The organism is Pseudoduganella plicata (assembly GCF_004421005.1).
In the GTDB taxonomy this organism is placed as follows: Bacteria; Pseudomonadota; Gammaproteobacteria; order Burkholderiales; family Burkholderiaceae_D; genus Rugamonas; species Rugamonas plicata.
The window spans coordinates 5,534,250-5,558,776 of the sequence record NZ_CP038026.1; the positions used below are offsets into that span (position 1 = coordinate 5,534,250).

Consider the following 24,527-nt stretch of genomic DNA (forward strand, 5'->3'; position numbering starts at 1 on the left):
AGCAGTCCCACCAGGCTTTTACTGCACCACCACCCTGACGCCACGGTCGACGAACAGCATTGGCGTAAAGTCTACTCCACTTTCCACCGCAACGATTGCGTAAGGTGGATCGCCGAACGCCGCCACCGCCTGCCTCGCGTACCAGACCGCTTCTGCCTCGCTCAACGTGAAATACTTGACGTCGATGCCGTTCGGATTACGCAAGCGGTGAAACAGCCGGATATCTGCCAGCTCATCGGGCCGGACAGCGCGGAACAGTCTCACCGTACCACCGTGAGGATCGCGGGCAGCGGTCCGGCCAGCATTTGCGCGATTGCGTCCTGCGACTGGGGCCGGCCCAGGAGGTAGCCCTGCGCCATGTCGCAGCCGTACTGTTCCAGCAAGGTCAACTGCTGTTCCGTCTCGACGCCCTCGGCCACCACCGCCATTTTCAGGCCATGGGCCATCGCGATGATGGCACGGGTGATCGCCGCGTTTTCCGAGTCCTGCGGCAGGCCGCTGATGAAGCTCTTGTCGATCTTCAGCGCGCGCACGTCGAAGCGCTTCAGGTAATTCATCGACGAGTAGCCGGTGCCGAAGTCGTCGATCGACAGGTAGATGCCGATCGCGCGCAGCGCTTCCAGCGTGGCCAGCGTGGCCAGCGCGTCGTCCATCAGGGTGCCTTCGGTAAGCTCCAGCTCCAGCAGGCGCGGGTCCAGCTGCGTGTCGTTCAGTACCGACAGCACCGTCTGCGCCAGGTTCTCGTCCTTGAACTGGCGCGCCGACAGGTTCACCGCCACGCGCACGGCGCGGCGGCACTGCTGGTGCCACGCGCGCGCCTGCAGGCACGCCGTGCGCAGCACCCATTCGCCGATCGGCACGATCAGGCCGGTCTCTTCGGCCAGCGGGATGAAATCGTTGGGCGCAATGATGCCGTACTCCGGGTGGCGCCAGCGCACCAGCGCCTCGACACCCACCACCTGGGCGCTGCGCACGTCGATCTGCGGCTGGTACTGCAGATACAGCTCGTTGTTCTGCAGCGCGCGGCGCAGGCCCACTTCCAGCTTCACGTAGCTCATGATCTGCGTCGTCAGCGCGGAGCTGTACAGCTTGGCGTTGTTCTTGCCGCAGTTCTTGGCATGGTACATGGCCGTGTCGGCGAACTTCAGCAGCGACGTGCCGTCCTCGCCATCCTCGGGGTACAGCGAGATGCCGATGCTGGCGGTGACGAAAATCTCGTGCCCGTCCAGATGGAACGGCCGCCGCATCGTGTCCTTGACGCGGTGCGCCACATTGAGCGCATCCTGTACGTTGTCCAGGTCGGGAATGAGGATCGTGAATTCGTCCCCGCCCAGGCGCGCCAGGTTACCGCCGCCCGGTTGCGGCATGTCGCCCTGCGCCACCACGTCGCCCGGGCGGATGGTTTCATGCAGCCGTTCGGATACGACCTTCAGCAGCAGGTCGCCCACGTCGTGGCCCAGCGTATCGTTGATGCGCTTGAACGAATCGAGATCCATGAACAGGATGGCGAACTTGCGCCCGCCCAGGCGCGAACGGGTCAGTTCGTGCTCCAGCGTCTCCAGGAACGCCTGCCGGTTCGGGATGCCCGTCAGGCTGTCGCAGTAGGCCAGGCGGCGGATCTGCTCTTCCGTGCGTTTGCGTTCGCTGATGTCTCGCACCAGCCCCAGCACTTCGCCGGCGCCCGTGCTGACGAGGCGCGCCTCGAAGTGCTGCACGGCGTCGTCGCCCTCCAGCTCGTAGTCGACGGAGCGGATCATTCCCGTACGCAGCACGGTGTCGAGCTGCTCCAGCAGGCGGGTGGCGATGGCGTCCGGCAGTACGTCGCGCACGTGCCGGCCCACGCAGGGCTGCTGCGCGGGCGCCACGGCCTGATCGCCACACTGGCCGCCACGCCGTTCTCCATTGTAGCCCTGCTCGTAGTCGAGGTAGTAGCCGTCGGGGCTGAGGCGGAAAAACGTGTCCGGGATGGCCGCCAGCACGGCGCGGTTGTGCGCGTCGGCGATGCGCAGCCGGGCGATTGCGTCGCTGGCGCGCAGCACGTACAGCACCCGGTGGCCCAGGATCGGCCAGTTGATGGGTTTCGAGACGAAGTCGGTGGCGCCGCACTCGTAAGCCTGCGTCACCGCTTCCAGGTCATCGCCGCCCGTCACCATGATGATGGGCACCGTCGTATTGCGCCCGCGTTCGCAGGCGCGGATGGCGCGGCAGACGGCAAAACCGTCCATCGACGGCATTTCGACATCGAGCAGGACCAGGTCCGGCGTCGTCCGCTCGAAGCAGGCCACGGCCGCCGCGCCGTCCGCCGCCTCGATGCCGTCGAGGCCGACCTGCGCCAGCATCTCCAGCATCAGCAGACGCATGACGGGGTCGTCGTCGGCCACCAGCACCGTGCCGCGGGAAGTGGGCGGCTCCGCCCGCACTGCTGCCCGAACTACGCTCATTTAAGTCTCCTTGACGAGTAAAGCGCCCAGCGATTGCCGCGCCGCGTTGAATTCACGTTCCATGCCGGCCAGGAGCACGACGGCGCCCTCAGTGGTGTCGTTACGACCCAGTTGTTCCATGTCCCTGCACAAACCTGCCAGCGTGTCGGCGCCCACGTTGGCACTGGCCGATTTCAGGCTGTGCGCGGCGCGGCGCATGCCGGCCGTGTTGGCATCCGCGATCGCCGCATGCAGCGTCTGCAGGTGGCCTGGCGTGTCGGTGGCAAACGCCTCGATCACGCGCCGCACCAGCGCTTCGCCCTTGTCGGCGCTGAGCGCCCGGATCGCATCCAGCGCACGGCGGTTGATTGCGCCGGCGCTGCCCGTCGCCACCTGTTCGTCGATGCCGACCACCGCCGGCGCCGGCGCATAGGCCTCCTCGCGCTGCCGGGCGGCGGGGCTGGGCGGTCTCGCCGTATCGGCGTGGTGGACGGTGGCGGCGCGGGGCAGGGCGATCCAGCGCGCCAGCGTGTCGGCCAGGGTGCGCTGCGTGAAGGGTTTGGACAGGTAGTCGTCCATCCCCGCGGCCAGGCAGGTCTCGCGGTCGCCCTGCAAGGCATTGGCCGTGATGGCGATGACCGGCAGCTGGCGCGCGCGGCCTTGCTGCTGCTCGTGGCGGCGGATTTCGGCGGTGGCCGCCATGCCGTCCATCACGGGCATCATGCAGTCCATCAGCACGAGATCGAACTGGCCTGCGCGCACGGCCGCCACCGCTTCCTCGCCATTGCAGGCGCGCGTGACATCCAGGCCGAGGCTCTCCAGCATCGCGCACGCCACCTCCACGTTGACCGGGTTGTCCTCGGCCAGCAGCACACGGTTGCGCCGGCGCGGATTGGCGCGCTGCCGATCGTGCGCCGGTGGCGCCTGGGGGGACGCGGGGCGGATGCCTTCGCTGGCGCGTAACGGCGTGACGATGCAGTCGTACAGATCGCACTCGCGCGCCGGCTTGATCAGCTGGAACGCGACACCGGCCTCGCGCCGCTGCACCGTGTCGGCCGCATTGCGCTGCGTCGACAGCAGCAGCAGCCGCACGCCGGCCAGTGCCGGATCGGCCTTGATGTCGGCCGCCAGGGTCAGCCCGCTGACGCCGGCCAGGTCCATGTCCAGCAGCGCCACGTCGTACGGCTGGCCGCTGGCGATGCCGGCCTTCAAGAGGCGCAGGCAATCCCCGGCACCGGCCGCGCTGTCCGACTTCAGGTGCCAGCGCGACAGCAGCGCTTCCAGCGCCGCGCGGCTGTCCTCGTGGCGGTCGACGATCAGCGCGCGCAGACCCCTGGTGGTCTTCTGGTTGAACGACGCTTCGTCCGCATCGACGCGGCGCTTGTCGAACTGCACGGTAAACCAGAACACGGCGCCGCTGTCGCTCGAGCCGGAAGCCAGCGCGTTCTCGACGCCGATGGCGCCACCCATCAGCTCCACCAGCTGCTTCGAGATGGCCAGGCCCAGGCCTGTGCCGCCATGCTTGCGCGTGGTGGTGCCGTCGGCCTGCGAGAACGAATCGAAGATGCGCCCGCGCGCTTCGCGCGAGACGCCCACGCCGGTGTCCTGTACCTCGACCTTCAGGCGCACCGATTGCGCGTCCTCGGCGGTGACGTGGACGCGCACCGTGATGCGCCCCTTGTCGGTAAACTTGATGGCATTGCCCAGCAGGTTGACGATGACCTGGCGCAGGCGGTTCGGATCGCCGCAGATGGCGACGGGGATGTCTGGCGCAATGGCGAACTCCAGCGCCAGCCCCTTGGCCTCCGCCTGCGGCGAGAACACGTTGTCGATATCGTCCAGCAGCTCGCGGAAATTGAAATGGATGTATTCGACCGTCAGCTTGCCCGCCTCGACTTTCGAAAAGTCGAGGATGTCGTTGATGATGACGAGCAGGTGCTCGCCGGAACGCTTGACCATGTCCGTATAACGGCGCTGCTGGTCCGTCATCGGCGTTTTCAGCAGCAGTTCCGTCATGCCCAGCACGCCGTTCATCGGCGTGCGGATCTCGTGGCTCATGTTGGCCAGGAAGGCGCTCTTGGCCTGGCTGGCCGCTTCGGCCGCGTTCTTGGCCTTTTCCAGCTGCTCGGTACGCACGCCCACCTGGCGCTCGAGCTGGTCGCGGTACTGCGCCAGCCTTGTGTCGCGGTGCTCGATCTGGGCCAGCATGTCGTTGAAGCTGTCGACCAGCGTGCCCAGTTCGTCGCTGCGTTCATGCTGCACCTGCGCGTAGGTCTGGCTGGTGGTGACGCGCCGCGCGGCAGCGATCAGTTCAGCGATCGGCTGGGCGATGCTGCCCCTGAAGCGGCCCGCCAGCACCAGCGCGACGACAAACGAGATGCCCGTCGCCACCGTCGTGATGCCCAGGCTTTTCAGGATGCCGAGCCACATCTGGCCCAGGCTCGCCTCGATCATGACGGTACCGATCACGTGGCCGGCGGCACGTACTGGCCTGTACAGGCGCATGGACCGGTGCCACGGTACGAGTGCGCCGGCCGCCGCCGGCGCATTGGCCAGCTCCTGCATCCGCTGCGGCGACAGGGACGGCGGCGGCTTTCCTAAGTGGGCGGGGAAGCTGGCGAACAGTTCGCCGTTGCGGTCGAACAGCGCCGCCTGCGTGACGTTGTCCTGCACCGCCAGCGCGGCCAGCGCGCCTTCGGCGGTGACGCGGTCGGCAAACAGCAGCGGCGCCACGCTGTTGACGCCGATGACGTCCGCCAGCGACGTCAGCTGCCTGGCCTGGTTGTCCGTATGGCTGAACAGCGACGTCAGCGCGAACGCGGCAAACACCAGCAGCAGGGCGCTGCCGGTCGAGAGAACCGAGATGAGCGTCAGCTTCTGGCTGAGACCCGAGCGTTCGAAGTTGAGCATAGCCGGCGCCGGTTGGTGAACCCGTTTTTTCCGATAATGATTCCATCCGGAAAAATATAAATGTTCGGATTTCCGACGCTTTGATCTGGCTCTACTTTTCGGGGGACTGATATCCGCTTTCGGCTGGTTGCAAAAGCGATGTCTGTCTCCCAAAAACGGCGCTGTGCCCCGGTCAGAAGGAACTTCCTGACTCGACATTTGTCATACCTCCGTAGATAACGACGGAGGGAAAAATGGACGCGCAGGAATTCATCGCCGGCAAAGCGCTGTTCGCTCCCTGGCTTACCAGGCTGTCCGGTGGCCAGGTCGAAGAGATGAAAGCAGAGTTGGCGCAATGCACGTCGCTGGCCGACTGTATCGCCATCATTGAAGAGCGCGGCGCAAAAACACGCGCCTGCCCTTACTGCGACGGGACAACGTTGTACCGCCATGGCGTCTACTACGGGCTGCAGCGCTATCGGTGCCGGCAGTGCCGCCGGTCGTTCAACGCACTTACCAATACACCGCTCGCCTTCATCCGCCTGCGCGAAAAATGGCTGCCGTTCCTGCGGTGCATGCTCGATTCGATGACGGTACGGGCGGCAGCCGATGCCATCGGGATTCATCGCAACACCAGTTTCCGCTGGCGGCACCGCTTTCTCGCGATGGCCAAGGATGACCGGCCGAAGCCCCTGGGCGGGATGGTCGAGGTCGACGAAACCTATCTGCTGGAGTCCCAGAAGGGCTCGCGGCACCTGACCCGGCCGGCACGGCGGCGTGGCGGCAAGGCCAGCCGACGCGGCATCAACAGCGAGCATGACTGTATCGTGATTGCCCAGGCCCGAAGTGGTCCGACGTGTGACTTCGTGACTGGACGGGGTCCAGTGACCGCGGCCCAGCTGCACGGCTGCTTGCCGCCGGTACTGGCAGCCAGTGCGATCCTCGTTACCGACAGCGCGGCCGCATACAGGGCATTTGCACGTGACGCCAAGGTTGAGCACAGGACGGTGAATCTGCGCCGTGGCATTCGCGTGGCGGATCTCATCCACGTGCAGCACGTGAACAACTATCACAGCCGCTTCAAGAACTGGCTGTTGCGCTTCCACGGTGTGGCCAGTCGCTACCTGCCACACTACCTGGGCTGGCTACATGAGCTGGGCTGCCGACGTATTTCTGCGCCGCAGCAGTTCCTGAGAGCAGCCCTATTGCCTGCGGGAACCTGATGCCGAAGGCACAGTTCACGGTGACCGGGTGACAGCGCCAAAAAAACAGCCCGGGCGCTCGCGCGGCCAGGCCGTTCCTCGGTCAAGGGCCGCTCAGCAGCAGCCGCCCCGCTTGCCGGCGCCGCCGTAGCGGGCCTCCTGCCGTTCGCGGAAGAATTCCTCGTACGTCATGATCGGCTTGTCGGGGTGGTTGGCCTCGCAATGCGCGACGTACGTGTCGTACTCCGGCAGGCCGCACATCAGCCGCATGCTCTGCCCCAGGTAGCGGCCCGCCTTGACGATTTCGTCGAACATCGCGTTCTCCTTACTGGGCCGGCATCAGCTGTGCCGGCGTTTCCTTGTGGGTGGGGCGCGCCGCGGCGCGCGCCTGCATGGCGGTGCGCACGCCGAACACCAGCACGGACAGCACGACGACGATAAAGAAGCCGGCCAGCGACGCGTTGACGTAGTCGTTGAAGATCACCTGCTGCATCTGGTCGAGCGACTTGGCCGGGGCCAGCACTTCGCCCTTGGCCAGCGCCGCCGAGTACTTGTCGGCGTGCGCCAGGAAGCCGATCTTCGGATTGGCGTCGAACATCTTCTGCCAGCCGGCCGTCAGGGTGCACAGCAGCAGCCAGATCGTTGGCACGATGGTGACCCACGCGTACTTGGCCCGCTTCATCTTGAACAGCACGACGGTCGCCAGGATCAGCGCGATACCGGCCAGCATCTGGTTGGCGATGCCGAACAGCGGCCACAGGGTATTGATGCCGCCCAGCGGATCGACGACGCCCTGGTACAGGAAGTAACCCCACGCCGCCACGCACAGCCCCGTGGCCAGCAGGCTGGCGAACACGTTTTCCGTCTGTTTCAGCGCCGGCACGAAGGCGCCCAGCAGATCCTGCAGCATGAAGCGGCCGGCGCGGGTGCCCGCGTCGACGGCGGTCAGGATGAACAGCGCCTCGAACAGGATGGCGAAGTGGTACCAGAACGCCATCATGGCCTGGCCGCCGATCACGCTCGACAGGATGTGCGCCATGCCGACGGCCAGCGTCGGTGCGCCGCCGGCGCGCGAGATGATGGTGTGCTCGCCCACGTCCTTGGCCGTCTGCGTCAGCATTTCCGGCGTCACGTAGAAGCCCCACTGCGAGATCGCATGGGCCGCCGATTCGGCCGTCGTGCCGATCAGCGCGGCCGGGGAGTTCATCGCGAAGTAGACACCCGGCTCGATGGTGGACGCGGCCACCAGCGCCATGATGGCGACAAAGGACTCCATCAGCATCGCGCCGTAGCCGATGAAGCGGGCATGCGTTTCGTTCTCGATCATCTTCGGCGTGGTGCCCGACGAGATCAGCGCGTGGAAGCCCGAGACGGCGCCGCAGGCAATGGTGATGAACAGGAACGGGAACAGGTTGCCCGTCCAGACGGGACCCGTGCCGTCGATGAATTTCGTCACCGACGGCATTTTCAGCATCGGCGCGACGATGACGATGCCGACGGCCAGCGCCACGATGGTACCGATCTTGAGGAACGTGGACAGGTAGTCGCGCGGCGCCAGCAGCAGCCAGACGGGCAGCACGGAGGCGACGAAGCCGTAGCCGATCAGCATCCACGTCAGTTCCGTGCCCGTGAAGTTGAACATGGCGCCCCACACGGCGTGCTCCTGCACGTACTGGCCGCCGAAGATGGCCAGCATCAGCAGCACGAAACCGATGATCGACACTTCGCCGATGCGGCCCACGCGGAGATAGCGCGAGTACAGGCCCATGAAGATGGCGATGGGGATCGTCGCCATGACGGTAAACGTGCCCCACGGCGAACCGGTCAGGGCCTTCACCACGATCAGCGCCAGCACGGCCAGGATGATCACCATGATCATGAAGGTGCCGAACAGCGCGATGGTGCCGGGGATGGGGCCCAGTTCGGACTTGATCAGGTCACCCAGCGAGCGGCCGTCGCGGCGCATCGACAGGAACAGCACGAAGAAGTCCTGCACGGCGCCGGCAAACACGACGCCGGCCAGGATCCACAGCATGCCGGGCAGGTAGCCCATCTGCGCGGCCAGCACCGGGCCGACCAGCGGGCCGGCACCGGCGATCGCGGCGAAGTGGTGCCCGAACAGCACGTTCTTGTTGGTGGGGACGTAATCGAGGCCGTCGTTGTGGCGGATCGCCGGTGTCATGCGCCGCGGGTCGAGCTGCATGACGTCGCGCGCAATGTACAGGCTGTAGAAGCGGTAGGCGATCAGGTAGACGCAGACGGCCGCGATGACGATCCAGATGGCGCTGATCGGTTCTCCGCGCTTCAGGGCGATGACACCGAGCGCCCCGGCGCCGGCCAGCGACAGTGCCGCCCAGCCCAGTTTCTTCGTTAAATTCATGTTTCCTCCAATGGTGGTGCTGCCAGCCGCCGGCGATGCCATCGGTCTGCGCGCAACTTATCGGCAGTATTCACGACATGTATAACTGTCACAAGCGCAGCACTACGCAGTCGATCTCGGTAGTATTACGTAGAACCCGCGGGATGCGCGCAACGTACAATCGCGGCATGAAACTGCGCCAGAAAGTCATCTTCCTCGCCATCACGCCGCTCATTCTCGCGCTGTGCGCCATCGCGCTGGCCGTGCGCCACCAGTCCAACCTGCTGGCGCAGCAGCAGAAGGCCGCCATCGAGCAGGCGTACCTGGCCAGCAAGGAAGCGGAGCTGAAGCATTACGTCACGCTGGCGCTGCATTCGGTGGCGCACCTGTCCGGGTCGGGCCGCAACGATCTCGCCACCATGGACGAGGCCAAGCGCATCCTGTCCACGCTGTCCTTCGGCGACGACGGCTATTTCTTTGTCTACGACATGCACGGCAGGAGCCTGATGCACCCGCGCCAGCCGGAGCTCGTGGGCCGCAACCTGTACGACATGAGGGATGGCGCGGGCAATCCGACCATCCGGCGGCTGCTGGCGCGCGCCCGCGCGGGCGGCGGGCTGGAGCGTTATACGTGGGTCAAGCCGTCCACGCACAAGGAGGTGGCCAAGCTGGGGTACGTCATCCCGGTGACGCAGTGGGGCTGGATGCTGGGCACGGGCATTTACCTGGACGACGTCGAGCGGGCGCTGGCGCGGATCGACGCCCAGCAGCGCGGCAATATCCATAACACGATGCTGTGGATCGCCGGGATCGCGATCCTGTCGGCGCTGGCCGTCGGCGTCTCGGGCCTGGCGCTGAACGTCAGCGAATCGCGCGTGGCGGACGCCAAGCTGAAGGCGCTGGCGCAGCGCGTCGTCGAATCGCAGGAAGAGGAGCGGGCACGCCTGTCGCGCGACCTGCACGATGGCATCAGCCAGTGGCTGGTGTCCATCAAGCTGCAGATCGAGGCGGGCATCGTGCGCTTGTCCGGCGCCGCGCCGCAAACGGAAAAGGCGGTCACGATGTTCGAGCACACGGCCGAACAGCTCAACAAGGTGCTGGGCGAAGTGCGCCGCATCTCGCACAACCTGCGCCCGGCGGTGCTGGACGATATCGGCCTCGCCGCCGCGCTGGCGCACCTGGCCGGCGAATTCCAGCAGAACAGCGGCATGCCCGTGCAGTTCACGGCGAGGGGCAGCACGGACCGGCTGCCCGATGTCGCCAACACGGTGCTGTTCCGCATCGCCCAGGAAGCGCTGACCAATATCGAGCGGCACGCCCACGCCAGCCGCATCGCGGTGGCGCTGACGGGCGAGGACGGCAGCGTCACGCTGGCCATCAGCGACGACGGCGTCGGCTTCGACACGGCCGACATCGCGCAGCACCCGCAGCGCGGCATCGGACTGCGCAACATGATGGAGCGGATGGAGTCGATCGGCGGGCGCTTCGAGCTGATGTCCGGGGCCGATGGCACCGTCGTGCGCGCCCACGTGGAAAACGGAAAATAAATGATCAGGATATTGCTGGTGGACGACCACCCGCTCGTGCGCGACGGCCTGCGTGCCAGGCTCGAAGCAGTGCCCACGTTCGACGTGGTGGGCGAGGCGGGCAGCGCGCAGGAGGCGCTCGATGTTGCGCACTTGCTGAGGCCAGACCTCGTGCTGATGGACATAAACATGCGCGGCACCAACGGCATCGAAGCGACGGCCGCGTTCCGCGCCCAGTGCCCGGCCATTGCTGTGTTGATCCTGTCCATGCACGACAAGCAGGAATACGTGGCGCAGGCCATGGCCGCCGGCGCGCGCGGCTATGTGCTGAAGGATGCACCGGGCAAGGACATCGTGGTGGCCATCGAGACGGTGATGTCGGGCGGGATTTACTACAGCGCCGCGCTGGCGAACCAGCTGGGCCGGCCGCAGACGGGCCAGGACGAAGCGCTGACGACGCGCGAAAAGCAAGTGCTGCGCCATATCGCCAACGGCGAATCGAACAAGCAGATCGCACGCGAACTGGACCTGTCGGTGCGCACCGTCGAAACGCACCGGCTGAACATCAAACGCAAGCTGGGCATCGAGGGGCAGGCCGAACTGATCAAGTACGCCGTCCAGCACGCGCGCGAGCTGTAAAGACTGCAAACTGGGCACAGTGTCAACTGTCGATGAGTTAACCGTTGCGTGTGGTGGACAGATGTTGGCCGGCACAGTTGTTGCTCATCCGTGTGCTCATGTACACAAGGCAATTTCTGCTATATTCCAGAACCGCGATATTTTCCTTTCTGAAAGTTCCAGGCAGGGGGCGGCGCTACAGAAATCCAGTTTCCGTCCGCTAATAGCATACCCAGGTGCAGAAAAGCCTTACCGCCTTATCGAGATAGCAATGTGTGCTGACCAAAGTTCGTTCCCGCTGGCAGGACTGGAAGCCGTGGCAAATGCCCAGCACCAGTGGGTGGCGCTCGCCATGACGCCGGCGTCGGGCGCCGGCTCGTGGCAGACGCTGCTGACATTGCTGTCCTATCCCGATGTGGGCGCCGCGCTGGCGCCGCTCGACACCATCGTCACGCTGGACGAACCGCTGCGCCTGCAGGACGAACACATGGCCGCGCTGCCAGCCGGCCGCGTGGTGCTGCGCATCCCTCGGCCGTGCTGGCCGATGCGGCGGTCCGCAAGCACTGTGCGAAGCTGGTGGAGCAGGGCTATCGCATCATTTCCGACGGCGAACCCGGTGTGCACGGCACCGAAGCGGGCGTGCGCGGCGTGACGAGCGACAGCGCCGTCGCGCTGCCGTCCGCGCTGGCGCTGATGAGCCTTCCCGGCCCGCACTGGGCGCGCAACGTGCCCGGCGCCGCGCGGCTGGCCGTCTGCCGCGCCGCCGGGATGCACTGGTTCAGCGGGCCGTACGAACGCGAGACGTCACCGCAGACGGGCGACGGCACGTCGCGCAAGCGCCTGCTGGCGCTCCTTGGCCTGCTGGCGCGCGACGCCGATTCGCCCGAACTGGAAACGATCCTGAAGCAGGACCCGGCGCTGTCGTACCACCTGCTCAAACTCGTCAACTCGGCCGCCTTCGCGCTGTCCGCTCCCGTGCACAACTTCGGCCAGGCCATCAACATGCTGGGCCGGCGCCAGTTGCAGCGCTGGCTGCAGCTGCTCCTGTACGCGCGCCAGCAGGACGACAGCACGGCCCACCTGCTGCTGCCGCTGGCCGCGCTGCGCGCCGCGCAGATGGAGGTGCTGTGCCGCCAGCAGGGCGGCGACCGCGACCGGCAGGACATGGCGTTTGTCGTCGGCGTGTTTGCACTGCTCGACGTGCTGCTGGGGATGCCGATGCCGGAAATCGTCGGCGCCCTGCACCTGGACGCCGACGTGGCCGCCGCGCTGGTAGACCGTGCCGGTCCGTTCGGGCAGCTGCTGGCGCTGGTGGAGCAGCCGATTCCCGATGCGGCGCGGCTGGCCGCATTGGGCCTCACGCCTGAAGGCTTCTGGCAAAGCCAGTTGCAGGGTTATCACTGGGCCATCCAGGTCAGCAGGAATCTCTGATGCCGCATTCCGTCACCGAATTCCTGACCAGCAGCGCGGCCGTATGCGACGCAGTGCTGCGCCTGCGCGGGCCCGCGTTGACGGCCGAACTGGGACGCATCGCCGCCGCCATCACGGGCAGCTCGTGGGGGCGCTACGTGCCGGAAGGCGTTACACCCGGCAGCGCGGCGCCCCGCGGCGCGCTGGTGCAGGAACTGGCGTACGAACAGCATCGCTTCGGCCGTTTCGAGGTGGCGGGGCGCGACGACTACGACGACGTGGAGCGCCGCCACCTGGCCAGCCTGGCAGACCTGGCCGCCGGCGTGCTGCAGGTGCATGAACGGGCGCAGCGCACCACCCATGCCTACGTGCAGGTCGAGGCGCAGCTGCAGCACCAGGCGCAGATCCTCGACCACCTGCACGAATCGGTCATCACGATGGACCAGAGTGGCTTCATCACCAGCTGGAACCGGGGCGCCGAGCGCCTGTTCGGCTACACGTCGGTGGAAGCCGTGGGCCGCAACATCCTGTTCCTGTACGACGACGAGGACCCGTCGTTCCACGATCCGTTCCTGGAAGGGGGCGGGCGCCTGATGGAAGTGCGGCGCAAGAAGAAATCCGGTGAAGTGTTCTGGGCCAGCCTGTCGCTGTCGCCGCTGTGCGACATCGACAACCGCTCGATGGGCCTGATCGCCTATCTCACCGACATCACGGAGCGCAAGGAAGCGGAAGAGCGCATCCACCACCTGGCCTATTACGACGCGCTGACCGGCCTGCCGAACCGCACGTTGCTCACAAAACTGGTCGACCAGGCAGTGGCCGTGGCCCAGCGCGGCGGCATGCAGGGCTGCGTGCTGTTCATCGACCTGAATCGCTTCAAGCTGATCAACGATGCCCTCGGCCGCCAGGCGGGCGACCAGCTGCTGCGCGAAGTGGCGGGGCGCTTCCGCCAGGCGCTGCGCGAGCAGGACGTGGTGGCGCGCCTGGGCGGCGACGAATTCGCCGTCGGCCTGTTCGAGATCGGCCAGGACCTGGAAGCGTCGATGGTGGCGCAGAAGCTGATGGCAGCACTCTCCGAGCCTTTCATCATCGACGGCAACGACCTGCGCGTGGGCGCGGCCATCGGCATCAGCGTCTACCCGCAGGACGGCACGGACGCCGAAACGCTGCTGCGCCAGGCCGACATCGCGATGTACCGCGCCAAGCAGGGCATGGAAGCGGACGGCGTGGCGTTCTACAGCCAGGACATGAACCAGGGCATGCACGAGCGGATGAAGATCGAATCCGGCCTGCGCCAGGCGCTGGGCAACGGCGAGCTGCTGCTGCACTACCAGCCGAAGTTCTCGATCCACGACGGCACCATCGTCGGTGCCGAAGCGCTGGTACGCTGGCAGCACCCCGAGCGCGGCATGGTCCCGCCGGCGGAATTCATCCCGCTGGCCGAAGCGACGGGCCTTGTCGTGCAGGTGGGCGAATGGGTGCTGGAGCAGGCGTGCGCCCAGGCGCAGGAATGGAAACGCGCCGGCATGCAACCGATCCGCCTGGCCGTCAACGTCTCCGCCCGCGAGTTCACGCAGGCGCTGCCCGGACGCGTGCAGGAAACGCTGCGCCGCTACGGCCTGGAGCCGGACTGGCTCGAACTGGAAATCACCGAGAGTACGCTGATGCACAACATCGACCGCGTCATCGGCATCATGGACCGCATCACGGCACTGGGCGTCGCGCTGTCGCTGGACGACTTCGGCACGGGCTATTCCAGCCTGTCCTACCTGAAGCGCTTCCCGATCGACACGCTGAAAATCGACCGCTCCTTTACGATGGGCCTCCCGACCGACGCCAATGACTGCGCCATCGCCAGCACCATCATCAGCATCGCCCAGCAACTGAAGCACCGCGTGATCGCCGAGGGCGTCGAGACCGCCGAGCAGGTGGCTTTCCTGCGCAGTGCCGGGTGCAATGAGGTGCAGGGGTATTTGTATTCGCGGCCGTTGCCGGCGGCGGAGTTCGAGGTGGCGTTGCGGGAGCGGTGGATGGTTGGGGTGTTGGCGGCATAGGCGGTACACGGACGACGGGGGCAGACCTGCCGGGACTAGGCGTCCCCGTCTGACTCCAGCCCTCCGCTGCGCAGCCGTCGGCGCCTTCGATGAAGCCCCGGTGTCTGGCTCTGGCATCAAGCCGGCACCGCCTTAGCGAGCAACGGATTTTGCGTCCGGTGTAGCAGCTGCTCCCGCTTCCTCTGCCAGTCTGGATACCGGCGTCAAAGCCGCCGTGCCCGACCCTAGCTTCCTCAAGCACCGGCTCTACTCAGCATACCCCTGGCAGTCAACCATGATTTCTGTATAATGCGGGGCACCTTGCCTGGCGCTTCGCGCCCGCAGCAGGGAACCGAAGGAAGCGTGGCCGAGTGGTTGAAGGCAGCAGTCTTGAAAACTGCCGACGGTGTGAGCCGTTCGTGAGTTCGAATCTCACCGCTTCCGCCAGTCTGTTGTAAGCGACGGATATCACTTACGAAAGATGTCGCCGGTTTCATTCTCGTCGTCGGGCAGTTGGATTCGATTCGAGGTTACCGCCTGGTAATGCTCAGACCGTTCTCCAGATTGCTGAACTTCTGCCAGATTTTCTAGTGCGCTCGATTTCCAGCAATATTTCCTCAGTGTCTTTTAGGGCGAATCCATCGGTATCTTGCGTGATTTTTGGCTTGGCGACCCAACTCCATCTCTGGGTAAATGTTGTAGCCACGCCGATGGAGTTCGCAAAGCACACCGTCTGCGATCAGATCACGCCTCCAGGAAGTGGGCGCCAGCCCACGATCGTCGGTGAGGCTACCGATATGTTTTCGGCATTCGCTCGGCCTTGTGAGGCAAACCAAAGAAGCGTGTGCACTGCTGCGCTAGTTGCGAGTCCATCAATCATTTGTGATAGCCATTTTTCCCCACACCAGCCAACGCTTCGAGCTTCTCGAAGAACCTGGTACGCGCTTCGTCCGTGAAGTTTTTCGCTACGTCGGCCGCTCTGGACTGTGCTGTAGGCAAGTCACCCTGTACTGCGGCGAGATATGCACTCTGTACCACTAGCGTCTTATTTGACAGGTGAGCGCCGTCCTTAGCTAAGTCCTCTAGCCGGCGCAGCGCGTCCTCCATGGCAGGCACATTACGGAAGCTCAAGGCGATGTCGAACTTCGCAAGCGTTGGATAAATGATGCGCGGGAATGCGGCAATAGCATCGTCGATCAAGTCAAGAGCATGGATGTCATGCTCACAGCGCGCAGCAATGAGAGCCCGTCCAATCATCGCCATTTGGCGTGCACGTTCGCTGCCTACAGCATCCAGCTCACCACAAAGCGTCCTTAGCTGCACGAGATGTTGTTCTGGGTTGCTACCCAGCACCAGGGCACGGAAGTATGCCTGGATATGGAATTGATTGGTCCGGTTCTCATCATAGTTTTTTCGTGCTTGTCCTCTGGCTTCGTCGTTCTGCTCCATTTGGAGCAGAACTTCAACCAGCTCTCGTTTAGCCCGAACGCCTACGAAGGCTCCTGAGAGTACCCGAGTGAATCTCTCTATGGCCTCACGCTGGCGACCGACTAGGCGGAAGTAGTAACCTAAAATGAAGTCGTGCTCATCACCGTGAATACGGTGGGCCTCTTGCAGAACACGAGGGTCCCTCAAACGGGCAAGTACGAGACAAAGGTAGTAGCGCACGTCTTGTACAAGTTGCGGCTCAAGGTTTCGCTCTTTGGCTAGTAGGACGTCGGCTAGCTGAACGGCGCGGCGCAGACCGCCGCGGTCGTAATAAAGCTCCTTAATGGCCCGGAGTATGTGCGACGGAATTATGAATCTGGGCTCCAAGCTTTGACCACTTGCCAGCGTGTTCTTAACCAAAAATGCGATCCGCGACGAGTCATATTCGTCCCAGTTGCCTTGACGAATGTCAGCTTCAATTGCCGAGTTCACTACTTTTCGAAGTTCCGGCGCCAGGCTGAGGTTATTGCGCTTTACAAAATCGCGAACGGAATCGACTAGCCTGACGAACTCACCCTCCGCGCCAATAAGCTCACACACGTGCTCTGAAACTAGGGTGCCGATTATTGGGACGAGCTGATCGTTATTAAATATTTGGCAAAGAAACTCAACACTGAAAACTTCAGACTGTGCAAGAAGCCGGATCACATTAAGCACGACCTCGTTTTCCTGAAAGGGACGCAACAACATTGCTGCTTTCTCCCCATTGAACTCCACGATTTCATTGGATCGATCCAGTGCACCTTTAACGCCGAATTGTGTGACTAAGTCCACGGCGAAGAACACTTCGTCGGGAAACCCGTGAAGGAGGTCTGAAAATGTCTCGAAATCTTCATTGCTGAGCACTAGACCTTCAATCTCGAGCAGGCGGGCAAAAAGCCGACGGCGTTCCGAAGGGTCCAGCTCACCCAGCGAGCACGAAAAGACCGCTGGCGAATGCTTGCGTGCAGCACTAGGATGAAGGGCCCAGCGCGAGGCAACAAAGATCAAGGGCCTACCCGCCAGATCGGGGCTGTTGACAATGGCTGCGAACCAAGGGGCCAAAGTCCGTTCAAAGGTGACGAGGCAGCCTTCATCGATGACGATTATTCGTTCTTTAAACGCTGCTAGATCCTTGAGTAGGCCTGCAGAGATTGCCACTTTCTCTTCGAGTGTCCGCTCTGTCAGGTCCATCGCGGTATAGGTCTGGTCCGTCGCCCCGAGGTCCAAGAGACGAAGAATAAAGTCTTCGATGCTCGAATGCCGGTCGAGAGGTAAGACAGGAAAATCCTTGTCTGCCCCTACAAGATTTAGTTTCCGCAAGGCATTTAAGATAAGCGTACGGCGGCCAATAGAAGAAGGACCACCGACCACTGAGAGCACGGGCTTCGCTTGGCTGTAATCATCGAAGCGACGTTCGAAAGCTTCAATTTGAGTGTTGCGGCCGACAAAGACGTTCTGGCGTTCTTTCAGTTTTGGGTGTTTTGCCCAGCTTGCCTGCCGCAACTTCTGTCGGATGCGCCGTGCTGCGATACCCGGCCGGGTGACCAACCTTAGGTTGTAATTCTCCTTAAGCCATCTTGGTATGCGTGGGTCATCGTGTGACACGTTACGATCGATCACGATGGGATAGATAGACTTCAGAGAACCGTTGGTTAGCCGAATCAATGCACCGTCCACTTCCTGCTGAACCCAGGGAGAGTCAAGCGATTTGCTGGAGATGAAGAGGCAGAACACGCTACTTTCGTCCAGGCCACGAACAATTTCACTTAGAGTTTTTTCACCCGCTTCGAACGTGATTTCATCATAAACGAAGTCTTCCGCAGCAAGGCGCGCAGCCACGAGGCTAACGTAGCTTGCTTTGTCTGCGCTTGAGTGGGATAGAAATGCTTTCATGAATGATTCCTTGTGGTTGCAGAGCTTCAGTTCCGAAGTCGTTGTTTCTAAGGATAACATGTTGCTAGGTTGGAAAATGCCCAGAATCACACATGAAGATGAAAGCAAAGCATTTAGCCCACACAGGGAGCAAATATTTCAACCTATTGTAAACCTCCTGTTGAGCTACTGATGTAAAATTGCTCGGCGGTAGCACCCTCATGCATCTATGCAGGTTGCGCTGCACGTTACCATGCGGCCTAATGGCGCAAAGGCGAGCAATCGCGTGAGCGTTAGCGGCGGTGTCAGCGGCTTGGACGACTCGCAAGAGCCTCTCAGCCAAGACTCTGCCGACGGTGGCAGTGGTACTTCGTCTTCTACTCCCGATTTAGTTGGGAAGGCGAATATGAAACGTGCGGGGCAGCCAAGGAGCAAAGACGCGGGCGCGCCGCGAGCGTCGAGACGTGAAAACGTTCCTTCTGCCCCGTCGTTGTGGAAGCGATGGCTTTTAATCGCCTCAACTGCGTGCTTTTTGTTCAATTGCTGTTGTGAACTCGGGGATATGATAATTCAAATGAGTATGATTCGCATTTCGGCGGCTGGTGGTTGGGTGAACGGTGTACCTCATGCATCTATGCAGGTTGCGCTGCACGTTACCATGCGGCAAAATGGCGCAAAGGCGAGCAATCGCGTGAGCGTTAGCGGCGGTGTCAGCGGCTTGGACGACTCGCAAGAGCCTCTCAGCCAAGACTCTGCCGACGGTGGCTTTTTCCGCTGGCTCGGGGGGCTTCAACGCCAGCGGCACACCTGAAATGACCTCTACTGCATACGATCAGGTGCTGTCCCATGCGAAACTGAGCAGTGTATGGAAGCATCTCTACAAGAAGACCAAACCTCTTTCTCGAAACACCACAGGTATCGACGGCCAGTCGATCAACGACTTTCACTTGGATGCCAAAGGCAATTTGGTTCGCCTGGCTAAAGATATCCGGGAGAAGAAGTTCTCGTTTTCGTCGCTAAAGCCGTACTTAGTGCCAAAGCCAAGTGGCAAGAAACGCTTGATCTGCGTTCCTACGGTACGTGATCGAATCGTTCAAGGTGCACTGGTCGACTACCTTGCTGACAAATATGCGGAACGCCTCGCGAATAACATCAGCTTCGGATTTATCAAGGGCCGTAGTGTCCACATGGCTGCTCGAATCGCTTGCACAGCGCGCAACCAGCGGCCATGGGTCTATAAGACTGACATTACCTCGTTCTTCGATTCGATCCCGCGCGCGGACCTACGTGAGGCCATTAAAAAAATCATCAAGGAACGGTCGTTGCACGGTCTGCTATTTTCGGCATTGGACTGCGAAGTTGACTCACCGAGTAGGGCCGTTGCCAGCGATATTTCGAGGCTCGGTATCAAATGCGGACTGGGTGTCCGCCAAGGGATGCCGTTATCGCCGTTATTTTCGAACTTGCTTCTAGTAGATTTTGACCAAAAAATCGAACTGTCGGGAGCTCATGCTGTTCGCTATGCGGATGATCTGATTTTCCTTTGCAAGGATCAGGACGAATGCAATCAGGTCGCAGCCTTTTGTAAAGGCGAGTTCAATAAAATCGGCTTGGACGTACCGGCGGTTGCCCCCGGCTCAAAATCGATCATTTATCCGCCTGATCGTCCAGCGGAGTTCCTTGGACTCGAGCTGGCACCGGTTGCAGGTCGTTATGAACTGCGATTGGCGGATGCTCAGTTGCTAAAGTTGAAGCAGGAGCTGCTAGGCTTTAGCAACATAAAGCAGCTGCTCAGCAGGAACATCACATTGCGTACGCTCGGGCAGTCAATCGCCGCTAAGAGGGACGGGTATCTTGGAGCCTATGATTTGTGCGCAAACATTGAAGAGGTTGAGTTGGAGCTGAAAAAGGCCGAGCACAAAGCGTTGCGTGCAGTCTATGGGGCAGGCCTGGGCATTAGGCTTGCGGTAATCGGCGCGGATGCGCGGGCATTTCTAGGATTACCTAGAAAGTGTTGAGCGTTGTCGGGGCTCTCATGTCCGTCAATTCAGACTATCAAAGTGGCTTAAGCTAGGCCTTTCCAGACCTTACTTGCGTATCGTCGAGGGCCCCGGGTCATCGTCAGTCGAGTGGATGCGCATTAATATTTGGGCGGAAGCGCTGAGAGCGCCTGTGCGCTCTCAGCTTAGGAATCAAAGGGCGCAGCCTGCATTGGAGCCCTACCGGAATCGTCTGACAGCGCCGCGCCGAGGGCGCGGGGCCATTGTCCAACAGTACGCCCCGTTGGCCGGCCAGATCACCTCAACCCAATGCCCAAAACCAAACAACCGCAGCCGAGAAATAGCAACTCCGAGCACAAGCCGCAAACCCATGCGCCCCAGCCTCGACAAGATCGATATGCCCGCCATTACCGCCCTGGATCTTGAAGAACGACACCACACCCTTGCGGCCTGCAATACCTTCTTGCGCGTCCGGATTCCGGAAGACTTCGGGCGCGCCCCATCGGCGCTTGAGGATGCGGGAGAGCGCGGCCTGCCGGTGCTCGATGTGACGCCCCTTTGCCGGCCCCGCTTTGACCAGCATGGTGGCGCCGGGTAATGCCACGTCCGCGCGCAAGAGCGCATAGCTCATGCGTATTGCGCAGGTGTCCCGGTAGGCTTTGTGATCGATGATGTCTTCCCAGCCGAGAGTCTCATACAACTCGGCGCGCGACTCAGTGCGCGGAAAATGCTGCCACAACCTCTGGAACGGTGGTTTCATTGTTTGCCTCTTGAAGGTTTGCATGGGTAATGAGCAGCGAGAGCGGCCAGCACCAGTTGTGCGGCATTTCCCTTGAGTTTCTCCGGACCGAGTAGCGCGATGTCGTCGGTCACCTCGTAGTTCAGTTCGTGGGGGATGTCCTTGCGCCCCGGGCACCATATCGTTCCCGCCCCGGCATCCATTACACCGTCCAGATATCCCATCGCGCGCTCGCGCTGGACTGCATTGTGCCCAGTGCGCGGATCTGCCTTCATGTCGTGAATCAACCGCTGGCCGGTCATATGCGGCCCATTTGCAGGCCGAGCCACAGCAGCGTTCTGGAAGACGAACAGCACCCCAAAACTCAACACTCCCGCACAGGCCCTGTAACGCTTCCAGCCGCGACTCTTCCGAAGCGAGCTGCCAGAACAACAGTTATTGACCATGTAACCTCCCGAATGTGGATAGAGCCGCGGAGCCTGACGTCCCGCTGTCATCGTAGCGCCATGCGGCACGAGCGAGATTGCGCAAATCGCCCCGATGCCGCCAAAGTAGTGCAGTCAATCGGCAACGCAAACCCATGCTGCTATAATCGGCATCTCCCAAGGACCCCAACGTGCGCCTCCTCCTCTGTCTCCTGCTAACGCTGTGCCTACCCCTGCAAAGCTTCGCGCTGCAGTGGGAGCCTGTGCTGGCCGGCAAAATGACGCTGGCGCACGAGGTCGAGCATGACAAGCGCGTCCAGCATCATCATCACGAAAAAGACGGGACGGTCCACTACGACCAGTCCGACGAATCGGCCAAGCACGTGCAGGACCATACCTGTACGCCGCAGCCGGCTGCCGTGCCGCTGCCGCCGCTGCCCGTGCTGCCGCCGCAGCTGATCTCCATCGTGCGTCCCGACGGTCCGGCGCCGATGCCGGATCCCTTCCTGGACTGTCCGCACCGACCGCCTTCCGCACCCCTCGGCTGAGCCGCCGGGGGAGCTTCGCACAACATCCAGCGCGGCGTGACCGCGCCCCGTGCGCATTCCTTTGGCGATGAGTTAACTCACCCAAGGAATTCCGATGCGTACATTACGCTTGCCTCTTTATTTCGCGGCTGCTGTCTGCATGCTGCCGCCCTTTTCAAACGCGCAGCATGCGCCGACGGAACCCGTTGCACAGGCGCAGAGTGCGCCCGCCGCGCCGACGTTGCGCGCGCTGGTTGAAGCCGCCTGGCAGCGCTCGCCACTGGCCCAGACGCTGATGGCGCGCCGCCATGAAACCGCCGCCTCGCGCGACCTTGCCGCCTCGTGGCTGGCCGCCGCACCCACCCTTGGCCTATCCGAGCGCTCGGATCGCTGGACCGACCGGCGTAACGCCCGGGAGACGGAACTGTCGCTGTCCGCACCCATCGTGCTGCCTGGCCAGCACGGCGCGCGCCGTCAGCTTGCGGAACGGGCCGACCAGGAGCTGGATGCCCAGCTGTTGCATGCACGGCTCGCCATTGCCGGCGAGGTGCGTGCCCGGCTGTGGGAAGCGGCTGCCGCCCGCGAGGTGCTGGCCGAGAAAAGCGACCACCTGCACCATGTGGAAGATCTGGCGGACGATGTCGACCGCCGCGTCAAGGCGGGCGACCTGGCCCGCAGCGACGCGCTGCTGGCGAAGCAGGAACTGCTGGCGGCCACCACCGATCTCGCCCTGGCGCGGGGTCGGGCCGGCGAGGCGCTGGCCCGTTTTCGCCTGTTGACGGGCGCCGCCGCGCTGCCCGACATGGAACCCGAACCGCTGCCGGCCGCGACGACCGCAACGGACCATGCACGCCTGCGGGCGGCGCAGGCCGCGGCGACGCGTGCGCGCGCGGCCGTCGAACTGGCATCGGCCAGCCGGCAGGCTGCGCCGACGGTGGCGCTGTCGATGCGGCGCGAGCGCGACGGCATCATGCCGGACGCCGACCGCAGCATCGGTATCGCGCTGCAGATTCCACTGTCCGGCAAGCTGCGCAACCGTCCGGCCGAAGCGCTGGCGGGCACGCAACTGGCGACAGCTTCCGCGGAGCTGGCGCAAACGGAGGCCATCGTCGACAGCGACCTGGCGCTCGCGCAGGACCAGTTGACCAATGCGCGTGCCGCGCTGGATGCCGCCACCGCCCGCGCCGCCGCGCTGCGCGAGCACACCGCGTTGTTCGAGCACGCGTTCCGGCAGGGCGAAAAGCCGCTGGCGGACCTGCTGCGTTCGCGCGCGCTGACCCATGAAGCCGAAGTGGCGGTGCGCCAGCAGCGCATCGCACTGGCACTTGCCCACTCCCAGATGAACCAGGCCTCCGGAATCCTCCCATGAAGACCCTTATTGTTTTACTGCTTGCGCTGGCTGTCGCCATGCCCGCGCACGCGTCGCCCGGCGCCCACGGGCCCAATGGCGAGCACCTCGACGGCCCTGCCGCGACCAACACGTCGGGCAGCGTGCCGCGTGTCGAGACATTTACCGAGCTGTTCGAGCTGGTTGGCCACCTGTCCGGCGGCGAGCTGTCCGTGCTGATCGACCGTTACGAGACCAACGAACCTGTCCTCGGCGGTACCCTGGAAGTGGAGTACAAGCACCTCAAGGCGCGCGCGAAGTTCCATGCCGATGTCGGCGACTACGCGATCGACGACGAGAAGCTCCTGCAGGCGCTGTCGGTACCCGGCAAGCATGCGCTGCTGTTTACGTTCACGGCCGGTGGCGAGAGCGACCTGCTGGAAGGCACGCTGGACGTGCCGGCTGCTGCCGCTAACGGGCATGGTCACGACCATGAGCGCCGCTGGTGGTGGCTCGGCGCCGTGCCAGTGCTCGCGATTCCGGCCACGCTGGTGCTGCGCGCACGTCGTCGCCGCGCGCAGGAGGTGCGGGCATGAGCTGGCATCGATTCCCCGCCGCGGTCGCCCTGGCGCTGCTCGGCATGCACAACGTCCACGCGTCTCCCGGCGCCCATGGCCCGAATGGCGAACACCTGGACGGGCAGGGGACAGCGTCCGTCAGCGGCCTGGCCCGCCTACCGGACGGCAGCGTCAACGTGCCCAAGCTGGCCCAGCGCCGCATGGCGATCCGCACCGTCAAGGTGGCGGAAGGCGAACACCCGCAAACGGTCGAACTGAACGGCAAGGTCGCCATCGACCCGAACGCGGGCGGCCGCGTGCAGGCGCCGTTTGCCGGCCGCATCGTGCCCGGTCCGCAAGGCTTGCCGACGGCGGGGCAGGCCGTCCGCAAGGGGCAGGTGCTGGCAAAGCTGGCGCCAGTAGCCAGCGCGGTGGAGCGCGGCAACCAGGAAGCCACGCTGGCCGACCTGCGTGCCATGCGCGCGCTGGCCGAGCGCCGGGTGGCCCGGCTCGAATCGCTGGAAGGCACGGTGCCGGCAAAGGAGATCGACGCCGCGCGCGCCGAGCTGGCCAGCCTGGCCGGCCGGCAGAAGGCGGTGGCGGGCACGGTGCGCGGCACTGAGGCCATCGTGTCGCCGGCGGATGGCGTCGTCGCCAGCGCCCAGGTGCTGGCCGGCCAGATCGTCGAGGCGCGCGACGTGCTGTTCGAGGTGATCGACCCGGCGCGCGCGCTGGTCGAGGCGAGCACGCCCGACGTCACGCTCGCCTCGCGCATCGCCGCGGCCTCGCTGCCGGCGGCCCCTGATGCGCAGCTGGTGCTGGTCGGCGGGGGACGCAGCCTGCGCGACGGCGCCTTGCCGATCACCTTCCGCGCCACCGGCCCGGCCTTGCCGCTGGCGGTGGGCCAGCCGGTATCGGTGCTGGCGAAGCTGAAGACGACCGTCAAGGGCATCGTCCTGCCGGCCGCCGCCCTGGTGCGCAATCCGGCCAACGAGCCGGTGGTGTGGATCAAGTCCGGGACGATGCGCTTCATTGCGCAGCCGGTGGAGGCGTGTCCGCTCGATGCCCACACGATCGTTGTCACGCGTGGCCTGTCCGCGGAGAACCGCGTGGTGGTGTCCGGCGCGGCGTTGATCAACCAGATCCGGTAACG

At 63.7% G+C, this 24,527-nt stretch carries 19 protein-coding genes and 1 tRNA gene; 12 read left to right on the top strand and 8 right to left on the bottom strand.

All coding sequences use genetic code 11. The features are described 5' to 3' along the window. Positions 1 to 18: 18 nt before the first annotated feature. From E1742_RS24370 to E1742_RS24380, 3 genes are read right to left on the bottom strand one after another with little or no spacing between them, the layout of a single operon-like run. Positions 19 to 264 carry a hypothetical protein gene (locus E1742_RS24370; RefSeq protein ID WP_134387633.1) on the bottom strand — a complete coding sequence of 82 codons (246 nt, stop codon included), beginning with the start codon at positions 262 to 264 and terminating at the stop codon, positions 19 to 21. Next, positions 261 to 2,441 (bottom strand): putative bifunctional diguanylate cyclase/phosphodiesterase, encoded by a 2,181-nt coding sequence (locus tag E1742_RS24375; RefSeq protein ID WP_134387634.1) that lies wholly within the window; start codon positions 2,439 to 2,441, stop codon positions 261 to 263. The genes E1742_RS24370 and E1742_RS24375 overlap by 4 nt, the downstream gene beginning before the upstream one ends. Next, positions 2,442 to 5,330, bottom strand: coding sequence for a response regulator (locus E1742_RS24380; RefSeq protein ID WP_134387635.1), 2,889 nt, complete (start codon positions 5,328 to 5,330; stop codon positions 2,442 to 2,444). It lies immediately after the preceding gene. 233 nt (positions 5,331 to 5,563) lie between these two features. Here E1742_RS24380 and E1742_RS24385 point away from each other — a divergent pair, with 233 nt between their 5' ends. Next, a complete protein-coding gene (locus tag E1742_RS24385; protein ID WP_134387636.1) occupies positions 5,564 to 6,532 on the top strand; it encodes an IS1595 family transposase in 969 nt (322 codons plus the stop codon). A gap of 93 nt (positions 6,533 to 6,625) precedes the next feature. On the opposite strand, the gene E1742_RS24390 is transcribed toward E1742_RS24385, so the two are convergent. Both E1742_RS24390 and E1742_RS24395 read right to left on the bottom strand, forming a co-directional pair. After that, positions 6,626 to 6,826, bottom strand: a complete 201-nt coding sequence (locus tag E1742_RS24390) for a YbdD/YjiX family protein (protein ID WP_134387637.1) — start codon at positions 6,824 to 6,826, stop codon at positions 6,626 to 6,628. 10 nt (positions 6,827 to 6,836) lie between these two features. Continuing rightward, entirely contained in the window at positions 6,837 to 8,891 is a 2,055-nt protein-coding gene (locus E1742_RS24395) for a carbon starvation CstA family protein (protein ID WP_134387638.1), read from the bottom strand. A gap of 167 nt (positions 8,892 to 9,058) precedes the next feature. Here E1742_RS24395 and E1742_RS24400 point away from each other — a divergent pair, with 167 nt between their 5' ends. The 6 genes from E1742_RS24400 (at position 9,059) to E1742_RS24420 (ending at position 14,904) form a co-directional block, all read left to right on the top strand. Then, complete coding sequence (locus tag E1742_RS24400) at positions 9,059 to 10,417, top strand: cache domain-containing protein (RefSeq protein WP_134387639.1); 1,359 nt, start codon at positions 9,059 to 9,061, stop codon at positions 10,415 to 10,417. Further along, the gene (locus tag E1742_RS24405; RefSeq protein ID WP_134387640.1) at positions 10,418 to 11,035 is read left to right on the top strand and encodes a response regulator; all 618 of its coding nucleotides are present in this window, start codon (positions 10,418 to 10,420) and stop codon (positions 11,033 to 11,035) included. It begins immediately after the preceding gene. A gap of 250 nt (positions 11,036 to 11,285) precedes the next feature. Next, a complete protein-coding gene (locus E1742_RS26980) occupies positions 11,286 to 11,666 on the top strand; it encodes a hypothetical protein (RefSeq protein ID WP_229466294.1) in 381 nt (126 codons plus the stop codon). Next, positions 11,633 to 12,445 carry an HDOD domain-containing protein gene (locus E1742_RS24410; protein WP_229466297.1) on the top strand — a complete coding sequence of 271 codons (813 nt, stop codon included), beginning with the start codon at positions 11,633 to 11,635 and terminating at the stop codon, positions 12,443 to 12,445. Before E1742_RS26980 ends, E1742_RS24410 begins: the two co-directional genes overlap by 34 nt. Then, entirely contained in the window at positions 12,445 to 14,478 is a 2,034-nt protein-coding gene (locus tag E1742_RS24415; RefSeq protein ID WP_166793548.1) for a putative bifunctional diguanylate cyclase/phosphodiesterase, read from the top strand. Before E1742_RS24410 ends, E1742_RS24415 begins: the two co-directional genes overlap by 1 nt. A gap of 336 nt (positions 14,479 to 14,814) precedes the next feature. Next, a tRNA-Ser gene (locus E1742_RS24420) sits at positions 14,815 to 14,904 on the top strand. A gap of 429 nt (positions 14,905 to 15,333) precedes the next feature. On the opposite strand, the gene E1742_RS24425 is transcribed toward E1742_RS24420, so the two are convergent. Continuing rightward, positions 15,334 to 17,820 (bottom strand): toll/interleukin-1 receptor domain-containing protein, encoded by a 2,487-nt coding sequence (locus E1742_RS24425; protein ID WP_134387642.1) that lies wholly within the window; start codon positions 17,818 to 17,820, stop codon positions 15,334 to 15,336. Between the two features lie 740 nt (positions 17,821 to 18,560). Between E1742_RS24425 and E1742_RS24430 the strand changes: the two genes are divergently transcribed. Continuing rightward, entirely contained in the window at positions 18,561 to 19,817 is a 1,257-nt protein-coding gene (locus tag E1742_RS24430; RefSeq protein ID WP_134387643.1) for a reverse transcriptase domain-containing protein, read from the top strand. 283 nt (positions 19,818 to 20,100) lie between these two features. Here E1742_RS24430 and E1742_RS24435 read toward each other — a convergent pair whose 3' ends face one another. Then, a complete protein-coding gene (locus tag E1742_RS24435) occupies positions 20,101 to 20,559 on the bottom strand; it encodes a T6SS effector amidase Tae4 family protein (protein ID WP_166793549.1) in 459 nt (152 codons plus the stop codon). Then, positions 20,556 to 20,984: a Rap1a/Tai family immunity protein gene (locus E1742_RS26305; protein WP_166793550.1), complete on the bottom strand. Its 429-nt coding sequence runs from the start codon at positions 20,982 to 20,984 to the stop codon at positions 20,556 to 20,558. The genes E1742_RS24435 and E1742_RS26305 overlap by 4 nt, the downstream gene beginning before the upstream one ends. 170 nt (positions 20,985 to 21,154) lie before the next feature. Between E1742_RS26305 and E1742_RS24440 the strand changes: the two genes are divergently transcribed. The 4 genes from E1742_RS24440 to E1742_RS24455 all read left to right on the top strand — a co-directional run bounded on the left by E1742_RS24440 (position 21,155) and on the right by E1742_RS24455 (position 24,525). Next, complete coding sequence (locus E1742_RS24440; RefSeq protein ID WP_134387645.1) at positions 21,155 to 21,511, top strand: hypothetical protein; 357 nt, start codon at positions 21,155 to 21,157, stop codon at positions 21,509 to 21,511. A 94-nt stretch (positions 21,512 to 21,605) separates the two neighbouring features. Beyond that, positions 21,606 to 22,859: a TolC family protein gene (locus tag E1742_RS24445; protein WP_229466299.1), complete on the top strand. Its 1,254-nt coding sequence runs from the start codon at positions 21,606 to 21,608 to the stop codon at positions 22,857 to 22,859. Beyond that, the gene (locus E1742_RS24450) at positions 22,856 to 23,413 is read left to right on the top strand and encodes a hypothetical protein (RefSeq protein ID WP_134387646.1); all 558 of its coding nucleotides are present in this window, start codon (positions 22,856 to 22,858) and stop codon (positions 23,411 to 23,413) included. Before E1742_RS24445 ends, E1742_RS24450 begins: the two co-directional genes overlap by 4 nt. Next, entirely contained in the window at positions 23,410 to 24,525 is a 1,116-nt protein-coding gene (locus E1742_RS24455; RefSeq protein WP_134387647.1) for an efflux RND transporter periplasmic adaptor subunit, read from the top strand. The genes E1742_RS24450 and E1742_RS24455 overlap by 4 nt, the downstream gene beginning before the upstream one ends. Positions 24,526 to 24,527: the final 2 nt, after the last annotated feature.

Excerpts from the sequence above, each read along its gene's own strand:
- E1742_RS24375 (WP_134387634.1), bottom strand. The coding sequence starts at position 2,441 with ATGAGCGTAGTTCGGGCAGCAGTGCGGGCGGAGCCGCCCACTTCCCGC.
- E1742_RS24380 (WP_134387635.1), bottom strand. The coding sequence starts at position 5,330 with ATGCTCAACTTCGAACGCTCGGGTCTCAGCCAGAAGCTGACGCTCATC.
- E1742_RS24385 (WP_134387636.1), top strand. The coding sequence starts at position 5,564 with ATGGACGCGCAGGAATTCATCGCCGGCAAAGCGCTGTTCGCTCCCTGG.
- E1742_RS24390 (WP_134387637.1), bottom strand. The coding sequence starts at position 6,826 with ATGTTCGACGAAATCGTCAAGGCGGGCCGCTACCTGGGGCAGAGCATG.
- E1742_RS24395 (WP_134387638.1), bottom strand. The coding sequence starts at position 8,891 with ATGAATTTAACGAAGAAACTGGGCTGGGCGGCACTGTCGCTGGCCGGC.
- E1742_RS24400 (WP_134387639.1), top strand. The coding sequence starts at position 9,059 with ATGAAACTGCGCCAGAAAGTCATCTTCCTCGCCATCACGCCGCTCATT.
- E1742_RS24405 (WP_134387640.1), top strand. The coding sequence starts at position 10,418 with ATGATCAGGATATTGCTGGTGGACGACCACCCGCTCGTGCGCGACGGC.
- E1742_RS26980 (WP_229466294.1), top strand. The coding sequence starts at position 11,286 with ATGTGTGCTGACCAAAGTTCGTTCCCGCTGGCAGGACTGGAAGCCGTG.
- E1742_RS24415 (WP_166793548.1), top strand. The coding sequence starts at position 12,445 with ATGCCGCATTCCGTCACCGAATTCCTGACCAGCAGCGCGGCCGTATGC.
- E1742_RS24425 (WP_134387642.1), bottom strand. The coding sequence starts at position 17,820 with ATGAAAGCATTTCTATCCCACTCAAGCGCAGACAAAGCAAGCTACGTT.
- E1742_RS24435 (WP_166793549.1), bottom strand. The coding sequence starts at position 20,559 with ATGAAACCACCGTTCCAGAGGTTGTGGCAGCATTTTCCGCGCACTGAG.
- E1742_RS26305 (WP_166793550.1), bottom strand. The coding sequence starts at position 20,984 with ATGGTCAATAACTGTTGTTCTGGCAGCTCGCTTCGGAAGAGTCGCGGC.
- E1742_RS24445 (WP_229466299.1), top strand. The coding sequence starts at position 21,606 with ATGCGTACATTACGCTTGCCTCTTTATTTCGCGGCTGCTGTCTGCATG.
- E1742_RS24450 (WP_134387646.1), top strand. The coding sequence starts at position 22,856 with ATGAAGACCCTTATTGTTTTACTGCTTGCGCTGGCTGTCGCCATGCCC.
- E1742_RS24455 (WP_134387647.1), top strand. The coding sequence starts at position 23,410 with ATGAGCTGGCATCGATTCCCCGCCGCGGTCGCCCTGGCGCTGCTCGGC.